Origin of the sequence: Paraburkholderia sp. SIMBA_030, from assembly GCF_046535245.1 — a bacterium.
In the GTDB taxonomy this organism is placed as follows: Bacteria; Pseudomonadota; Gammaproteobacteria; order Burkholderiales; family Burkholderiaceae; genus Paraburkholderia.
The window spans coordinates 258,712-276,352 of the sequence record NZ_JAWRXB010000002.1; the positions used below are offsets into that span (position 1 = coordinate 258,712).

The 17,641-nt window shown below is 64.1% G+C and carries 14 protein-coding genes and 2 riboswitches; of the genes, 7 read left to right on the forward strand and 7 right to left on the reverse strand.

Annotation, left to right across the window (positions count from 1 at the left end; translation table 11 throughout):
* Positions 1–63: 63 nt before the first annotated feature.
* Genes SB772_RS04325 through cobW form a run of 3 tightly spaced genes read right to left on the reverse strand, consistent with a single transcriptional unit; the run spans position 64 to position 6,044 of the window.
* A complete protein-coding gene (locus SB772_RS04325) occupies positions 64–1,122 on the reverse strand; it encodes an ATP-binding protein (RefSeq protein WP_410832043.1) in 1,059 nt (352 codons plus the stop codon).
* Positions 1,119–4,919, reverse strand: coding sequence for a cobaltochelatase subunit CobN (gene cobN / locus SB772_RS04330; RefSeq protein WP_410832044.1), 3,801 nt, complete (start codon positions 4,917–4,919; stop codon positions 1,119–1,121). The genes SB772_RS04325 and cobN overlap by 4 nt, the downstream gene beginning before the upstream one ends.
* Positions 4,920–4,925: 6 nt before the next feature.
* Positions 4,926–6,044: a cobalamin biosynthesis protein CobW gene (gene cobW / locus SB772_RS04335; RefSeq protein WP_410832045.1), complete on the reverse strand. Its 1,119-nt coding sequence runs from the start codon at positions 6,042–6,044 to the stop codon at positions 4,926–4,928.
* A gap of 215 nt (positions 6,045–6,259) precedes the next feature.
* Positions 6,260–6,541: riboswitch (cobalamin riboswitch) on the reverse strand.
* Positions 6,542–6,621: 80 nt separating this feature from the next.
* A riboswitch (cobalamin riboswitch) is annotated at positions 6,622–6,850 on the forward strand.
* A 216-nt stretch (positions 6,851–7,066) separates the two neighbouring features.
* Here cobW and cobA point away from each other — a divergent pair.
* The 5 genes from cobA to bluB are packed head-to-tail and all read left to right on the forward strand — an operon-like array spanning position 7,067 to position 10,857.
* The gene (gene cobA / locus SB772_RS04340; protein WP_410832252.1) at positions 7,067–7,819 is read left to right on the forward strand and encodes a uroporphyrinogen-III C-methyltransferase; all 753 of its coding nucleotides are present in this window, start codon (positions 7,067–7,069) and stop codon (positions 7,817–7,819) included.
* Positions 7,816–8,262 (forward strand): cobalamin biosynthesis protein, encoded by a 447-nt coding sequence (locus SB772_RS04345; protein ID WP_410832046.1) that lies wholly within the window; start codon positions 7,816–7,818, stop codon positions 8,260–8,262. The genes cobA and SB772_RS04345 overlap by 4 nt, the downstream gene beginning before the upstream one ends.
* Positions 8,259–8,861: a cob(I)yrinic acid a,c-diamide adenosyltransferase gene (cobO, locus tag SB772_RS04350; RefSeq protein WP_410832047.1), complete on the forward strand. Its 603-nt coding sequence runs from the start codon at positions 8,259–8,261 to the stop codon at positions 8,859–8,861. Before SB772_RS04345 ends, cobO begins: the two co-directional genes overlap by 4 nt.
* A 3-nt stretch (positions 8,862–8,864) precedes the next feature.
* Positions 8,865–10,217: a cobyrinate a,c-diamide synthase gene (locus SB772_RS04355; protein WP_410832048.1), complete on the forward strand. Its 1,353-nt coding sequence runs from the start codon at positions 8,865–8,867 to the stop codon at positions 10,215–10,217.
* Positions 10,201–10,857, forward strand: a complete 657-nt coding sequence (gene bluB, locus SB772_RS04360; protein WP_410832049.1) for a 5,6-dimethylbenzimidazole synthase — start codon at positions 10,201–10,203, stop codon at positions 10,855–10,857. The genes SB772_RS04355 and bluB overlap by 17 nt, the downstream gene beginning before the upstream one ends.
* Positions 10,858–10,887: 30 nt before the next feature.
* Here bluB and SB772_RS04365 read toward each other — a convergent pair whose 3' ends face one another.
* The 4 genes from SB772_RS04365 to SB772_RS04380 all read right to left on the reverse strand — a co-directional run bounded on the left by SB772_RS04365 (position 10,888) and on the right by SB772_RS04380 (position 16,292).
* Positions 10,888–11,544: a DUF4136 domain-containing protein gene (locus SB772_RS04365; RefSeq protein WP_410832050.1), complete on the reverse strand. Its 657-nt coding sequence runs from the start codon at positions 11,542–11,544 to the stop codon at positions 10,888–10,890.
* Positions 11,544–14,039: a CHASE2 domain-containing protein gene (locus SB772_RS04370; RefSeq protein ID WP_410832051.1), complete on the reverse strand. Its 2,496-nt coding sequence runs from the start codon at positions 14,037–14,039 to the stop codon at positions 11,544–11,546. Before SB772_RS04370 ends, SB772_RS04365 begins: the two co-directional genes overlap by 1 nt.
* 67 nt (positions 14,040–14,106) lie before the next feature.
* On the reverse strand, positions 14,107–15,558 hold the full coding sequence (locus SB772_RS04375; RefSeq protein ID WP_410832052.1) for a FecR domain-containing protein: 1,452 nt from the start codon (positions 15,556–15,558) through the stop codon (positions 14,107–14,109).
* Entirely contained in the window at positions 15,555–16,292 is a 738-nt protein-coding gene (locus SB772_RS04380) for a response regulator transcription factor (RefSeq protein WP_410832053.1), read from the reverse strand. Before SB772_RS04380 ends, SB772_RS04375 begins: the two co-directional genes overlap by 4 nt.
* Before the next feature lie 799 nt (positions 16,293–17,091).
* On the opposite strand from SB772_RS04380, the gene SB772_RS04385 reads away from it, so the two are divergent.
* Entirely contained in the window at positions 17,092–17,283 is a 192-nt protein-coding gene (locus SB772_RS04385; RefSeq protein WP_410832054.1) for a type II toxin-antitoxin system HicA family toxin, read from the forward strand.
* Positions 17,280–17,615: a type II toxin-antitoxin system HicB family antitoxin gene (locus tag SB772_RS04390; RefSeq protein WP_410832055.1), complete on the forward strand. Its 336-nt coding sequence runs from the start codon at positions 17,280–17,282 to the stop codon at positions 17,613–17,615. Before SB772_RS04385 ends, SB772_RS04390 begins: the two co-directional genes overlap by 4 nt.
* Positions 17,616–17,641 lie beyond the last annotated feature (26 nt).

Genomic DNA, 17,641 nt, shown 5'->3' on the forward strand with positions numbered 1-17,641 from the left:
CGCCTGCACCTTGTCGCCATCGAAAACCGCTGCGCGAGCCAGCGGCGGCGCCCTTCCGATGGCTCAGCGTTTTTTTGCGCTGAGCGGGATGACGCCTTTGACCTGCGTGATGCCGGACGGCTCGGGCGGCAGGTAACCCCAATCGCAATCGCCGGCAGCGGCGGCGGATAGCGCGGAATCTTGTGAAGCTGTCTCAACCGCATCGGGAGCGGCCCGGCGCGGCTCTGCGTTATCACGCGCCTCAGCGCCTGCCTGCGCCTCGCGATCGTGCCGCCGATGCATCAGCACCGCTTCGGCAACACGCTCGACATGCTCGGTTGTAACAGCAGCCACCTGTTCAAACGCCGCCAATGCCCGCGCCGCGCGCAGCATCACGAGATCGGCGCGCAGCCCATCCACCGCCGCCGCAATGCACAATGCGCTGACACGAGCGTGAACCGCAGCGTCGAACGCGAGTTGAGGCAGTGCTTCGCGCGCCGCGCGAATCCGCTGAACGTACGCCGCCTGCTGCTGCGCGTACTCCACACGAAACCCCAGTGGATCGAGATCGAACGCCAGCCGCGCTTTCACGATCTGCTGACGCACCAGCGGTTCAAAACAGTTCTGCAACTCGACCATCAACCCAAAACGGTCGATCAGTTGCGGCCGCAACTCGCCTTCTTCCGGATTCATCGTGCCGATCAGCACGAAACGCGCGTCGTGACTGTGCGACACCCCGTCGCGTTCGACGGTATTCACACCGCTCGCCGCCGCATCGAGCAGCGCGTCGACGAGCGCATCGGGCAGCAGATTCACTTCATCGACATACAGCACGCCGCGATGCGCTTTCGCGAGCAAACCCGGCGAAAAGCGCACCGAACCATCGCGCAACACGGTTTCGATATCGAGCGTGCCGATCAGTCGATCTTCGCTGGCGCCGAGCGGCAAATTCACCAGTTGCCCTTCGGGCAACAGTTCGGCGAGCGCGCGCGCCGCGGTCGATTTCGCCGTGCCGCGCGGCCCGCTGACCAGCACACCGCCCAGGCCCGGATCGATCGCGGCAAGCAGGAGCGCCTGCTGCAACGGCGCCTGGCCGATCAGCGCGGCAAATGGAAAAGCAGGCCGTTGCGTGGCTGCGTTCATGTTTGCTTTCCTTCGATCTGCTGCTCACTCGCGAGCAGATGTTGTTCGACTTGCGCGCGATAGTCGCCGGGCGCTTGCCACAAGCCACGCTGCATCGCTTCGAGCAAACGCTCGCAGACCGAATGCAGCGCATGCGGATTGTGCCGCTGCATGAACTCGCGCGTATCGGCGTCGTTCAGATAGGCATCGGTGACGAGCGCATATTGGTGATCGGCGATCACGCGCGCGGTCGCATCGTAACCATACAAATAGTCGACGGTCGCGGCGATTTCAGCGGCGCCTTTGTAACCGTGGCGTTTCACGCCGTCCAGCCATTTCGGATTGACCACGCGCGAGCGGATCACGCGTGCAATCTCCTCGTGCAGCGTGCGCACGCGCGGCGCGGCCGGATTGCTGTGGTCCGCATGATAGACATGCGGCTGACTGCCCGCGAGATGCCGCACCGCGGCCACCATGCCGCCCTGGAACTGGTAGTAGTCGTTCGAATCGAGCACATCGTGCTCGCGGTTGTCCTGATTCTGCAGCACCACGTCCATCGCGGCGAGGCGCGTGCCGAACGCCTGGCGCGCTTCTTCGCCGGCGCTTTTCTGCGTGTACGCGTAGCCGCCCCACGCCTGATATGCGTTCGCGAGGTCGGCATCGGTTTGCCACTGCTGCGAATCGATCATGTCCTGCAAGCCCGCGCCATACGCGCCGGGCCGCGCGCTAAACACGCGCCAGCCGGCGCGCCTGCGCGCTTCGACCGCGTCCATGCCGCGCGCGATGAGCGCATCGCGTTCGCGCAGCACGCGTGCGCGGATCGGGTTCAGATCCTCGGGTTCGTCGAGCCCGGCCACCGCCTGCACCGCCGCATCGAACAGGTGCATCACGTTCGCGAATGCATCGCGGAAAAAGCCGGATACGCGCAACGTCACGTCGATGCGCGGCCGGTCGAACACCTCGATCGGCATGATCTCGAAGTCGGTCACGCGATGACTGCCCGGCGCCCACTTCGGCCGCACACCGAGTAATGCGAGCGCCTGGGCGATGTCGTCGCCGCCGGTGCGCATCGTCGCCGTGCCCCATACCGACAGGCCAATCGCGCGCGGGTAATCGCCGTGTTCCTGCAGATGCCGCTCGATCAGTTGCTGCGCGGATTTCAATCCGAGCGACCACGCCGCTTGCGTCGGAATCGCGCGCGTATCGACCGAATAGAAGTTGCGGCCGGTGGGCAAAACGTCGGGGCGTCCACGCGACGGTGAGCCGCTCGGCCCCGGTGGCACGAAGCGCCCTTCGAGACCGCGCTTCAGATGCCGCATTTCTTGCGGCCCGCACGCGTCGAGCCGCGGCAGGACGTCGTTGCGCAGGCGCTCGATCACGCGTTCGGCTTGCGGCAGGGTTCCAGCCGCAGGCGTTAAAGCGTGAGTTTCATCGCCACACACGCCTCGCAACATCTCGGCCGCCAGCAACTCCAGGCGCTCGCGCGTATCGCCGCAATGCCGCCACGGCGCATCGCTCACGCGCTGCAAAATGTCGGGGCGCGGCCCATTCCACATCGCCGACCAATCCACCGACAACGGATCGAACAGATGATCCATCCGCAGATCGCGCGCCAAAGCATCGATCAAGCCGGCTTTTTCAGCCTGCCCATCGCCGACCGGAAAACGCCCCAGCGCCAGCAACGTATCACGTCGCTGCACACCTTCCGGCGAACGCCCGAACGTATGCAAACCATCGCGAATCTGTGCTTCCTTCAACTCGCACAGCCACGCATCGACGCGCGTCAGCAGCGCGTCCTCATCATCTTGCCCATCCGGCTCCGCGAGGCTCAGCTCTTCATGCAGCCGATGCTCCACGATGGTCGCGAGAATCGTGCGCCTCAATAGCCTGGCGCGGCGCGGATCGACCATCAGCGCTTCATAGTATTCGTCGACCTGGCGCTCGAGATCCTGCAACGGCCCATAGCTTTCGGCGCGCGTGAGCGGCGGCATCAGGTGATCGATGATGACGGCCTGCGCGCGGCGCTTCGCCTGGCTGCCCTCGCCGGGATCGTTGACGATGAACGGATAGAGATGCGGCAGCGGTCCAAGAATCAGATCGGGCCAGCATGCATCGCTCAACGCGACGCTCTTGCCCGGCAGCCATTCGAGGTTGCCATGCTTGCCGACGTGCACGATCGCGTCGATGCCGAACTGATGGCGCAGCCAGAAATAGAACGCGAGATAGGCATGCGGCGGCACGAGTTCAGCGTCGTGATAGCTCACGTAATCGCCCTGTTCGCGCGAACGCGACGGTTGAATGCCGACGAACACATGCCCGCAGCGCCAGCCCGCGATCATGAAACGGCCGCGCCGCAATGTCGGGTCCTGCTCGGGCGAGCCCCAACGCGCGTTCAATGCATTGCGCGCCTCAGCAGGCAGCCGGTTGAAATACAACAGATAGTCGTTGAGCGCGAGACTTTGCAACGCGGGCCGCAAGTCGCGCACGACCGGATCGTTGGTCACGCCTTCGGTAAGCTTCTTCAACAGCGCGTCGCCGTTCGCGGGCAAATCGCTCAAACGATAACCTTCATCGCGCAGCATCGACAGAATGCCGACCACCGACGCCGGCGTATCGAGCCCCACGCCGTTGCCGATGCGCCCTTCGCTCATTGGATAGTTGGCGAGAATCAGCGCGAGTTTCTTGTCGCCGTTATCGAGCATACGCAGACGGCACCAGCGGCGGCTCAGCTCGGCGAGAAAGCCGACACGCTCGAGGTCCGGTTGATAGCGGACCACATCGACTTCCGTATGCGGGCAACGATAGGCGAGCCCCTTGAAACTGATCGCCCGCGTGATGATGCGGCCGTCCACTTCCGGCAGCGCGATATGCATGGCGATATCGCGCGAGTTGAGGCCTTGATTGTCCTTGAGCCAGTCTTCGCGATTGCCGCCGCTCAGGATCACCTGCATGACCGGTGCGTCGCCGGCCAACGCGAGCGGTTCGGGATCGTCGATCGCCGATGCGGCGAACGCGGTCGTGTTCAGAACCAGCGCGACATCATGTTGCGCGCACAACTGCTGCACGACTTCGCGGCTCATCGCATCTTTCAGCGAGGTAATCGCAATCGGTAACGGATTCACACCCTGTGCTTCGAGCGCATCGATCAGCGCGTCAAACACCGCTGTATTGGCCGCCTGCAAGTGCGCCTTATAGAACAGAACCGCCGCAACCGGCGCATGCTGGCGCCAGCGCGCCTGCCAGTCGACCATCGTCGGCGTATCGTGGCCGGGATGGTAGAGCGTCGCGGCCGGCAACGCTCGCGGCGGTGCGGGCTCTCGCCCCCAGCCGAACGAGCGATACGCCATGCAGCGCAGGAACGCCTCGGCATTCTGCGCGCCGCCTTCGCGCAGATAGCGCCATAGCTGGTGGCATAGCCCGGCGTCGGCGGTGCTGCGTGCGAGCAGGTTTGGATCTTCCTGCAAATCGCCGGAGAACATCGCGAGCGTCTGCTTCTTGCGCCCGGCGAGCGCGACCACCTGCTCGATCCCGTAAGGCCAATACGCTTCGCCACCGAGGTGATCGACTACGACGACGCGTGCATGCTGCAATACGTCTTCGACATAGAAATCGACCGACGCAGGTTGCCGCAAATAAGTGACATTCGCGAGCCGCACGCTCGGGAAGCCCTCGCCCAAGCGAGGAAACACGCTGGCGAGCAGCGACAGCGTCGTATCGGCGGAACTGAGCACCACGATATCGGCGGGCTGCTGATCGATACGGATGACGCCTTGCGTATCGTCGACAAAACCGCCCGGCGTCGTGCGCAGCAGATGCATGATCGATTACGCCTGTTGCGGTTCAGCGCTCGACACAGCACCCAATGCAGCGTCGAACGCGCGTTGCAGCATGGCCTGATCGAGGTCCTCGCCGATCAGCACGAAGCGGCTTTGCCGACCCCCGCCCGCTTCGTCAATTTCATCGATTTCGCCGGCTTGCCAGCGGCGATCGAAGTAACTGTCGAAACGACGGCCCACGCCTTGAATTACGAGCCGCATCGCCGCGCCCGGCAACGCCGCAAAGCCTTTGACGCGGTAAATCGTGTGTGTTTCGACCAGCCCTTGCAGCGCGGCGATCACCGCTTCACGCGATGGCGCACTCGCGTGCACCACCACGGAATCGAACTCGTCGTGGTGATGGTCGGCATCGTCAGCCGAACCGTGGTGGTCGTGACGCAAGTGGATCGTTTCTTCGGAGGCGGCTTCGAGGCCGAGCAAAGTGTGCAGATCGAGTTGGCCCATCTGCGCGCGCACGATCTTCACTTGCGGCGGAATCTCGTCGCGGATGACGGTTTCGACAGCGGCTTGCTGCGCGTCGTCGAGCAAATCCGTTTTGTTCAGAATCACCAGATCGGCTGCCGACAGCTGATCTTCGAACAGTTCGTGCAGCGGCGATTCGTGATCGAGATTCGGATCGGCCCTGCGCTGTGCATCGACGGCGACCGGATTGTCGGCGAACTGGCCGCTCGCCGCGGCGGGGCCGTCCACCACCGTCACCACTGCGTCCACGGTGAAGCTGCTCTTGATCTGCGGCCAGTTGAACGCCTGCACCAGTGGCTTCGGCAGTGCGAGACCGGAGGTTTCGATCAGCACGTGATCGATCTGCTCGCGGCGCTCGACGAGTTTTTCCATCACAGGGAAAAACTCTTCCTGCACCGTGCAGCACAGGCAGCCGTTCGCGAGTTCATACAGTTGCCCTTCGGTTTCGACGCCGTTTTCATCGCAGCCGATGCCGCAACCCTTGAGAATTTCACCGTCGATGCCGAGTTCGCCGAACTCATTGACGATCACCGCAATGCGCTTGCCACCCGCATGCCGAAGAATATGCCGCAGCAGCGTGGTCTTGCCGCTGCCGAGAAAGCCCGTGACGATGGTGACGGGGATCTTGCGCATTTGAGTTTGCATCGTTGGGTTCATCCGAAGAAGTTGCACGTTCACACGCCGGCGGCCCGCGTCCCGATGCGCTTCACGCTCGAGCCCAGGATAAACCGGCGCCAGGCAAGCAAACACGAAAACAAAACACACGGGGACGACAGCGGGGACGAAAAACGACATTGCCGCGGCAACAGAAAACAGCAAGCGTGAACGAGGTCATGAACGAGCCACCGCATCCCCGCGGCGTTCATCCGTCATTTTCTGGCCGGTATCCGGGCTGGCGAAAGCGCCGCTTCACCTTCCCGCGCGAGTGATTTCTCGCCCAGTGGTTATATGCCGACGCGGCCTTGCGCGTGGACATCGAAGCCGGCTCCGCGGCGCTGAAAAATTCATCCAGACGCCGCTTTTCGCTTACCGTTGCGGGGGCAGCACAGGTTGACCCGATCCATAGCAGGCGGGCGCCCTGTTTCCCGTTTAACTGCATGCGCACGAGCGCGCACACGAGCACCAAAGTGCGTGCGAGTGTAGGCCCGCAGCCCCGCGCCGTCAAGGAAGCGCGGGCCGCGCGGGCGCTTTGTCGAGCGTGCTGGCGAGTGCCGCCGTGTGCTATCGTATGCACGCGTTTGGTGCCCGCACATGCGTTCGCATGTGCAGTTAAACGGGAAACAGGCAGCGCTCGATTGCGCTCAACCTGTGCTGTCCCCGCAACGGTAAGCGACCTGCGGCGCCTTGGCGCCGCGCATGCGTTTTCGATGCCACTGTCTGACGAATCGGACGGGAAGGCAAAGCGCATGAGGCCGCCAGCCCGGATACCGGCCAGACGCGGAGGCGGCGAACGTCACGCTGCCGGCTGCCTGAATCCGCGAGGGACGGATAGGAAGGCGCTGAAGCACGACGTGGCGCGCCCGTTTGCGATTGCAGAGAAATCGCGGCGAGCGGCGTTTCGTCGTGCGTAATCTGTCGCACCGCATGAGCGCTAATTCCGCCTGGACCGTCGTCACGGTCCGCCTGCCCCCCCTTGTCACGACATGGCACGCGCCATGCACGCCGCGATGAGCCGCGCGTGGCTGATCGGCGCCGGTCCCGGCGACGTCGAACTGATGACGCTCAAGGCGACGCGCGCCTTGGCGCAGGCCGATGTGGTGCTGGTCGACGATCTGGTGAATCCCGAAGTGCTGCAGTTCGCCCGCACCGACGCGCGGGTCGTCCATGTCGGCAAACGCGGCGGCCATCCGTCGACGCCGCAAGCCGGCATCGTCGCGCAAATGCTCGAACATGTGCAGGCCGGGCGCAGTGTCGCGCGTTTGAAAGGCGGCGATCCGTTCGTGTTCGGCCGTGGCGGCGAAGAGCAGCAGGCCCTGCATGCAGCGGGCATCGAGGTGGAAATCGTCAACGGCATCACGGCGGGAATCGCGGCGCCTGCGGCAATCGGCATTCCGGTCACACATCGCGATCACGCGCAGGGCGTGGTGTTCGTCACCGGACATGGCGCCGGAAACGCGGAGCCGGACTGGGCGGCGCTCGTTGCCACGCGGATGACGCTGGTGATCTATATGGGTATGCGGCGGCTGAACGATATCGTCGGCACATTGCTTGCGGCCGGCATGAGCGCCGACACGCCTTGCGCCGCGATCGAATCCGCTACGCGTCCTGAACAAAGGCATGTGCTCGCGCAACTTGGCGGCTTTGCCGACGCAGTCACTCACGCCGGGCTCGGCTCGCCGGCGATCGTGGTGATCGGCGGCGTGGCGTCGCTGGCGTTGGAGCGGGCCGTCGCCCATGCTAATGCGGTGGACGCGCAATGAAAACGCTGAGCGTCGGCATCGGTTGCCGCTTGCACTGCTCGGCCGAGCAGATCGACACCGCCGTACGCGCGGCGCTCGGCCACCATACGCTCGATGAAATCAGCGCGATCGCCACCATCGACGTCAAAGCTCAAGAAGCAGGCTTGCTCGAATTCTGCGCACGTCACGCATTGCCGTTGCAACGTTTCAGCCGTGAGCAAATTGCGGCATTGACCATTGCCGATGCCGAGCCCTCGACGGCGGCACGCGAACACCTGGGCGTGGACGGCGTCTGCGAACCCTGCGCCTTGCTCGCTGCGGCCGCCGCTCAACCCAATGCGCCCGATGCACGCCTGATCGTACGTAAAACCGTACTCGACAGCGTCACCGTAGCAATCGCTTCGACCGCTCATGCCGGCATCGACCCAACACACGACGACTCCGACGAACAGGACCTTCCATGAAAACAGATCCCGAATCGCATCACCGCATGACCGAACGCCGGCGTGAAGGCCATGAAAAGAAGCAGGCCGCCGCCACCGTCGAGAAGGGTCTGCTGATCGTCAACACCGGCACCGGCAAAGGCAAGACCACGGCCGCGTTCGGCATGGCCGTGCGGGTGCTCGGACACGGCATGCGCCTGGGCGTCGTGCAATTCATCAAGGGCGCGCTGCATACCTCGGAGCGCGACTTCCTCGGCGCGATCGCCAATTGCGATTTCGTCACGATGGGCGACGGCTATACGTGGAACACGCAAAACCGCGACGCCGACATCGCCACCGCGCGCAAGGGCTGGGACGAAGCGCGCCGGATGATCGAAAGTGGCGACTATCAGATGGTGATCCTCGACGAGCTGAACACGGTGCTGAAGTACGAATACCTGCCGCTCGACGAAGTGCTGTCCGTACTGAACGCGCGACCGCAAATGCTGCACGTGGTCGTGACCGGCCGTCATGCGCCGGACGCGTTGATCGAAGCCGCCGACCTCGTCACCGAAATGCGCATCGTCAAGCATCCGTATCGCGAGCAAGGCGTGAAAGCGCAGCGCGGCGTGGAGTTCTGAGCGATGTCCGCGCCGCTCAATCCCCCAAGGGGACTTCCTTCGGGGCGGGGGACTTCCTTCGGGGCATGTCCCGCCCTGTTCATTAGCGCGCCGGCTTCGGGTCAAGGCAAGACCACGATCACCGCGGGTTTGGCGCGCTACCACCGGCGGCTGGGGCGGCGTGTGCGCGTGTTCAAGACCGGTCCGGATTTTCTCGACCCGATGATTCTTGCGCGTGCCAGCGGCGCGCCGGTGTTGTCGCTCGATCTCTGGATGGTGGGCGAAACGGCATGCCGCACTCTGCTCGCGCAAGCGGCTGCCGAATCCGATCTGATCCTGATCGAAGGCGTGATGGGATTGTTCGATGGCACGCCGAGCAGCGCCGATCTGGCAACGGTATTCGGCGTGCCGGTGCTCGCGGTGATTTCAGCGAAAGCGATGGCACAGACCTTCGGCGCAGTCGCCTTCGGTCTCGCGCAATTCAGACCGCAGGTGCCGTTTTACGGCGTGCTGGCCAATCGCGTCGGCTCTGCAAGGCACGCGCAAATGCTCGAAGAGGCGTTGCCGCAAGGTCTGCGCTGGTGCGGCCACATCGCCGGCAATGATGAAATCGAGTTTCCCGACCGCCATCTCGGCCTGCATCAAGCCGCGGAGATCGACGATCTGGACACGCGCCTGGATCGCGCCGCCGATGCGCTCGCGCAAACCGCGCTGGCTGAATTGCCGCCGCCGGTCGAATTCGGCGCGCCTGCGAACGAAACGCTGCCGCGTCTTCTGGAAGGCAGGCGCATCGCGATCGCACGCGATGCCGCGTTCTCGTTCATCTATCCGGCCAACGTCACGCTTTTACAAACACTCGGCGCGCAGATCGACTATTTCTCGCCGCTCGCCGACGAAGCATTACCTGAACAGACCGATGCCCTGTACCTTCCGGGCGGCTATCCGGAACTGCACGCCGCAGCGCTGGCAAGCAACACGCGCAGCGCGACGGCGATCCGCGCACATGCGGCAGCGGGCAAGCCGATCGTCGCCGAATGCGGCGGCATGCTCTACCTGCTCGACCGACTCACCGACACGAGCGGCGCCACCACGCCGATGCTCGGCCTGCTGCCGGGCCACGCGACGATGCAAACGCGCTTCACCGCGCTCGGCATGCAACAGATCGACAGCCTGCACGGCCCGCTGACCGGCCACACCTTTCACTACTCGAAGCTGACGACGCCGCTCACGCCGCTTCGTTGCGCCACCCGGCCGCAAAGCGACGCGCCTGGCGAGGCCGTGTTCCGCGCCGGTTCGATCGTCGCGACTTATATGCACGCTTATTGGCCCTCCAACCCGGCCTTCACGGCCGCCCTGTTCCATGGCGAAGCCTTTTAACGATTCCGAGCGCGAGGCCGTCTACCGCGCGATTTACGAACGGCGCGACATGCGCCACTTCGTGCGCGACCCGGTCGATCCCGCCGTGTTGCAACGTCTGCTCGACGCGGCGCATCATGCGCCTAGCGTCGGCTTCATGCAGCCCTGGCGCATCGCGCGCATCACCGATCCGGCGTTGCGCGCCGCCTTGCACGAGACCGTCGAAAGCGAACGGCTCGTCACCGCGGATGCGCTCGGCAAGCGGCGCGAAGAATTCATGAAGCTGAAAGTCGAAGGCATGCTGGAATGCGGCGAACTGCTGGTGATGGCGCTGATGGACGGCCGCGAGCGGTACATTTTCGGACGCCGCACCTTGCCGGAGATGGATCTCGCGTCGGTGGCGTGCGCGATCCAGAACATGTGGCTGGCGGCACGCGCGGAAGGCCTGGGAATGGGCTGGGTGTCGCTATTCGATGTCGAAACGGTGCGCTCGCTGCTGCATATGCCCGCGGGCGCACGGCCGGTGGCGATCCTGTGTCTCGGCCACGTCGATCGGTTTTACAGCGAGCCGATGCTGGAAACCGAACGCTGGGCGAGCCGCATGCCGCTCGCCGACTGTGTGTTCGAAAACCGCTGGCCGGACGATAAAGCGCCGGAATAACGCTTGGGTCTTACTGAGTCTTAGCGCGTTTTACTCGACGACCGGCTTGACCGATACCACCTCCGGCACGCCGCCCGCCTGATCGGCGCGCAGCTTCACACGCCAGTCCGGCGGCGCGTCGAACGGAAATTTGGCCAGTGCGCTTTTCACGAGGGTTGGCATCGCGTGCAGCGGATCGGCGTCGCGATCGCGGCTCTCCGCGCTGACCTTGTAGACTTCCTTCCCGCTCGCCCGCTCGAAAAACCGCAGCGTCAACGCATGCTCGTATGCTCGCCCGCCGAACAGCGAAAACGACGGCTCGGCCGGTCGGCCGCACGCGCCTGCCGCACAATCCCCTGCCTTGACGCCAACCGTGGCCGGCCGCGTCTCAGAGGCGATCGACAGTAGATAGTGCGCCAGCTGCGCCGTCGCATCGACGAAGCCATTTTTCGCCAGTTCATCGCGCAGCAGGGCTTCGAATGGCGGATGATCCGCACTGGCATCCTGTGACGGCATGCGCGCAATCGCATAGGTGCGCTCGCCTTGCAAGGCGGCCGCCGGATTCGGGGTGTGCACGTCGGCGTTCAGGCCCGCGCAGCCGGTGAGACTCGCCGCGGCCAGCGCGGCACAGATCAGTATCGCTTTCACCATCTTCTCGCTTCGATAAGGTGCGTGTTCATGCTGAATGAGCGTGGCCGAGCGTGACATTACGGCGCGCCGGCATCAGGTTGAAGTTCAGGCTGCGTGTCCTCCGACGCCGGCAGGCAAATCGTAAAAGCCGTTCCCTTGCCCGGCGCGCTAACCACCTCCACGTCGCCGCCATGACGCGTCACGACGGTTTTGACAAACGCCATCCCCAATCCCGCGCCGCCGACTTCGGGCCGCTCCGCCTCGTGAAAGCGCCGGAATCGCTCGAACAGACCCGCCTGCTGTTCCTCGGGAATGCCGTAGCCTTCGTCGCGGATCGTACATGAGACGCGCTTTGCCGCGCCTGGCGCGGCCTTCGCCGCACGACTGCCGGGACTGCTCAAGTTGCTTAAGCTGCACGTGATCCGCGTATCCGGCGGACTGTATTTGACCGCATTGTTCAGGATGTTGACGAGCGCGCGCGTCATCAGCGAACGGTCGGCGCAGATCCAGTGGCCGTCGTCGCCATCGTTATCCGTTTCCAGCGTGATCCGCTTGGCATGGGCCTGTGGCCAGACTTCGTCGCTGGCGTCGATCACCAGTTCCGTCAGGCTCACCGGTTCGAGCACATAGGTTTGCGACTCGGCGCGCGCCAGTTGCACGAAATCGTCGGCCAGCGTCAGCGCGCGTTGCGCGTAGCGTTCGATGCGCTCCAGCAAACCGCGCGCAAGCGCCGATTCGCTGCGGGCGCGCTCGATCTCGACCAGTGCCAGAATCGACGCCTGCGGCGAGCGCATATCGTGCGACAACAGCCGCAGCGCGTCTTCGCGCTGACGCTCGGCCGCATGCAGGGCCGACACGTCGACCAGGCCCGCAATCCAGCTGGTCGTCTCGCCTTGTTCATTGGTGCAGTTCGCATAACGCAGCAAATGATCGCGTTCGTCGGCATCGCGCACCTCGACGCCCTGCGCCATCAGCGCGGCAAATTCGCCGCGCGCCGGATCGAGCAGCGCGGGCCAATGAGCGTGCGCGAACAGATTGGTTTCGGCATCGGATGAAGCGCCGTTGTGGATGGTTTTCACCAGTGTCAGGCCACCCAGCACCGTCTGCATCGGCTGGCCTTCCGGCGTTGCCTGGCCCAGACGCGCGAAATGCGCCTTAGCCGCGTGGTTCGCGATCAGCACGATGCCGTGCACGTCGCTGACGAGGATCGGCTCCGGCACGCTATCGAGGCTGTCCCACACGAAACGCTTCATGTCCTGCACGCGCTGCGCGGCCCGCGCCATCAGCGCCATATGCTGCTCCAGCACATCGCCGCTGAATTCACGGCGGCGCTGCGGCGTTTCGGGCAACAGATGCGGTTCGTCGGCGAGGCGCTGCAGCTCTTCGCGCAGATAGGCCATCGTCATTTCGAGGCGCCGCCAGTTCCAGATCGGATACACGACGATCACGCCGACAATCGCCGGCACCGGCGACATCCACAGCCGCACGCCGTACAGCAGGGCCGCGCTGCCGGCCGCGGCAAGCAGGCACAGCGCGCCGGTCAATAGCAACGAACGGCGCGGCGACAACACGAGGAAACCCGCCAACAGCGCGGCGAGCGGCACCAGCGACGCGGCGAACAGCAGCCACGGCTCGGCGGGCTCGATCGCACGGCCGGTCAGCAGCGTGTCGAGCACGTTCGCATGAATATAGATGCCGGGCAGCGGGCCCAATTCGCCGGACACCGGCGTGGCAAAGCGGTCGTACAAACCGGATGCGGTCACCCCGATCAGCACGATGCGTCCGCGCAGCTTGTCCGGCGGCACGTCGCCCGCGAGGACGCTCGCGAAGCTCAGTTTCGAGTAGTTCTGCGCGTTCGGACCGAACGGGATCAGAAAGCGGGCTTCGCCCTGAGACGCCGTAGCCGCCGCGTGGTTGGCGGAAAGCTTTTGCGGGCGCGCCCTCAGCTGCAGCGCGCCGCGCTCGACGGCCCGCGCAACCGGCACCATCAATTGCGGCCAGCGCGACGCCGCGTCGTCTTCGAATTGCGCGACGCTGCGCACGATACCGTCGCTGTCGACTTCAAGATTGATATGGCCGAGACCGGCGGCGGCATGCGCGAGCGGCGGCACCGGGTCGACCGCGACGCGCCGGTCGGCGTCGTCGAGCGGACTGAGCAGCAGCGGCAGATAAGTCGGGCTCAGCGCGATGGCCCGTGCCAGTTGGGCGTCGTCCGGATTGGCTTCGGTGAACAGCACGTCGTAGATCACCGCAGCGGGTTTCGCCCTGGCGATCTGTTCGAGCAGCCGCGCGTGCACGCTGCGCGGCCATGGCCAGCGGCCGAGCTGCGCGACGCTGGCGTTGTCGATTTCGACCACCACGATATCGGGCGACACCGGCTGTGCGCGCAGGCGCAGGAAGTGGTCGTAGACCAGATGATCGACGCTCGCGGTCAGCCGGCCAAGTGAGCCGAGCAGAATCACCACGATGCCGAGGCAACCGATGCCCACCCATTCGAACAGGAAGCGGCGGCCGGCGCGCCTTCCGAGGCGCGCGCGCGGGTCGAGGCTCAGGCGCGGGGATGGGGTCGGCAAGACTGTGGTTCGTTCCCGAGGCGTGCAACAGGTTTTGTTGGGGACTCAGTCTGCGATTCTATCGGCATCAGCGCGCAAGTGTGAACGAGCGGATCGAACTGCTCTTCTCATAGAAGCGGCCATTTTCGAACTGTTCGGCGATGACGGTCCAATAGTAAACGCCGCGCGGCAGATCGCTCACGACCAGTTGTCCGCTCGTCAGATCGGTGCGATCGATGATCGGATGACGCAGATCGTCGGACGTCGCCAGCACGAAACGGAAGCGCGTCTCGACATCGGAGCGGCTGACGAACCAGCGGAATACATAGTCGCGACTGCCGGCGCGCGGCCCCGCCGACGCATCCAGCCCAAGCTGGCGCCGGTCGAAGCCGTACACCTGCGGCAACCCTTCGAGCCCATGGTCGTCGATTGCGGCGATGCGCACGAAATAGGTGCCATCGGCCAGATCGCCGAAGTCCGCATGCGGCACGCTCACGCGCAGATCGCGGATCAGGTCGAGCTGATCGGCATCGCGCGCGATCTGCACGCGGTAGGCCACCGCGCGCGCGGCCGGCACGAGGTCGAAGCCGACCGTCTTGCCGTCCTGCACTTTGGCCGGATCGGTAAGCGCCGGCGCGGGCAGCAACTCGATCGGCGCGCCGATTTCGCCGCCGGTGCGCGTGATGCTGCCAAAGCGCGCCTTGACGAGTTGCGTGGACGCCTGCAACGGCACGCCCGGCGGCGGTGCCTTCGCGTAGCCGTCGGCGCCGGCGGGATCGACACCGACCGCGCCTTCCTGCACTTCCACCGCGGTGGTGCGCGCGTCGCCGTCGTAGGCAACCTTGAAATGCGTGCCGCGCACGCCCGCGACTACCGAGGGCGAACGAATCTGGAAGCGGTCGTCCTTCCTGGTCGCATGCGTGACCTGGCTGTCGACTTCGCCACGATGCAGATCGAGGACCCGGTTGGCCGCGCCGGTGAGTGCAGTGCTCCGGAGCGTGTCGATCTCGAGCATGGCATTCTGCGACACCGACACGTGCGAGCCGTCCGGCAACTCCAGCGTGACGAAGCCGTTATGGCCGGTGCGGACGTGATCGCCTTCGCCGAGCGTTGCGCCGATTATCAGCGGTGTGTACGGATTCTTGCCGAACGCGTGCTCGGCTGGACCGCTCGTCGCGATCACGCGCGCCGCTTCCGGATCCTGCCTGAGCTGGCTGACCGGCAGCCGCAACGCGATTCCTGCTGGCATGCGGCGTGGCGCGGGCACCTGATTCAGACGGCTCAGGAGCGCCCAATCATGCGGATCGCGCATGTAGTGGCCCGCAATGTCGTACAGCGTGTCGCCATCGTGGGTGACGTACGAAACATAGACTGGCGCGGCGGCCTTTGCACGTGGCTTCGGCGGGCGGGACGATTGGGCCTCGGCCAACGCCGGCGCGAAGCACGTGATGGCGATCAGACCCGAGCCCAGCACCGCGCAGACCCGGCGGCCCGGCGAGCGCGCGAGGCCGCGCGCTGCCGCGTCGAAGGAAACCGTCACGCGCCCCCCACTTCGGAGCGTTCTTCGTCGCCCGCGACGGACGCGCCGGACTCGATCCGTTCGAGCCGGTAGCCATAGCCATAGATCGGTGTCAGACGATAGCCGTGCTCCGGACGCAATCCCAGCTTGCTGCGCAGCATCGATACGTGGGTGTCCATGGTGCGCGAGGGGATGTCGGTCGCCTGCTTCCAGATCACATCGAGAATGTGTGCACGCGACAGCGGCCGGCTCAGATGCTGGAACAGCAGCAGTGCGAGTTCGAATTCCTTCTGCGTCACGGTCACCGTCGTGCCGCGCACCACCACGTGCTTCGCGCCCAGATCGAACTCGAATTCGCCGAAGACTTCCTTCGCCGCGGCCGGCTTCAGATGATACGCGCGGCGCAGCAGCGAACCGACGCGCGCCAGCAGCACCGCCCCCGAAACCGGTTTGACGACGTAATCGTCCGCGCCGGTGTTGAGGATCGATGTAATGTCGGTTTCGCGGCCGCGGCTCGTCATGAACAGCACCGGCAAACGCTCGGACAGGCTTTCGCGCACCCAACGCAACACCTCCTCGCCGGACATGTCGGGCACGTTCCAGTCGAGCACCAGCAGATCGAACGTCTGGCGCCGCAACTGCCGCACCAGTTCACGGCCCGCGCCGAAGGCGTGACAGATATGGCCGGCCGTCGACAGCGTTTGGCATACAAGATCGGCCTGAGCCGGATCGTCATCAAGGACTGCAATTCTCATAGAACCCCGCAACGCGACATCGTCCTTCGTATCTGGTGGCTGGTAGGCCGGTCGATGGCCGGGATGGCGGCTGCAACACCGCCGAACCGGTTTCTCGTTTCATCCCCGACTTCGCTCTATTCCGATTATCGGACGCCTCGCCCCCGCGCCTGGTTTACATCCGTCGCCGCTTTGTCTCGAAATTGGCGCGTATTTTTGCTTTGTCGCGTCAATAGCCGAGGAGGCGAATCATCATAATCGAAAATGGCCGTGCTTTTTCCCGGATGCCATTAAGCGGCTATCCGGCCCGGCTCGGTGCATCGCGAGCCGCTCCCTGATTGTCCCCAAGCTCTCTCAGGCTCTCGCTCGGGCACGCCTTTATATTCAAATATCGACCTCTGGAGGTCGTACTTCGGGTTAGCTGGTCTCGCCCGCACGGTGAATGGCCCCGTCTGCCTTGTCGTATCACGCTGTCTCCCGCATTCCGGAAACCACAATTTGACAATTTGCGAGACAGTATAAGAACAGTCTCAAAATAAATGGTTTAAAGATTGTTAGATGGGTGCTGAAGAAAAACAAAAACCGTTAGCCGATCGGCTGGGAACTCAGCGCTTTTAGTCGAGCGTCAAAGTGGTTCCGCATGGTCCGAATAGACACGCGGCAACGGCGCGCAGCATGAAAACGGGATGGTCGCAATCGCGTCTCGTCCAGTACTTCAGTATGTTTGCGATTGATATCACTTTTTGCTAGCATACACATGCGATCTAAACATCTCAACACGCTACATGCACTGTTCAGAAGGCCAACACACGGCGGTATCGTGTTCACAGAAATTGAGGCGTTGATCACTACACTCGGCGGGGAAGTACGAGACGGCGCTGGGTCTCGCGTCGCCTTCGAATTGCGCGGCAGCCGCCGATATTTGCATCGTCCGCATCCCGGCAAAGAGGCCAGAAAGTATCAGGTGGAAGAGTTGCGCAAGTGGTTTATCGAACTGGGAGTCAAGCCGTGATGAACTCGATGACATACAAAGGCTATTTCGCGCGGGTCGAATTCGATCCGCGTGAGAACATTTTTGTCGGGCGTGTACTCGGCGTTTCAGATCGGATCAGCTTCCATGGTGAAACCGTTTCTGAACTGACTGAAGATTTTCATCAAGCGGTCGATCACTATCTGGAAGACTGCGCAAAAACCGGACGCGATCCGCAAAAGCCGGCATCCGGAAAACTGATGCTGCGGATTCGACCCGAAGTGCATGCTGCGGTAGGCATCGCAGCAGCGGCCGCCGGCAAGAGCATCAATCAGTGGGTCGACGAGGTGCTCGCGCGCGCAGCGCACGCCTGAGAAGCCAGCACCTGCGCGCAACGGCG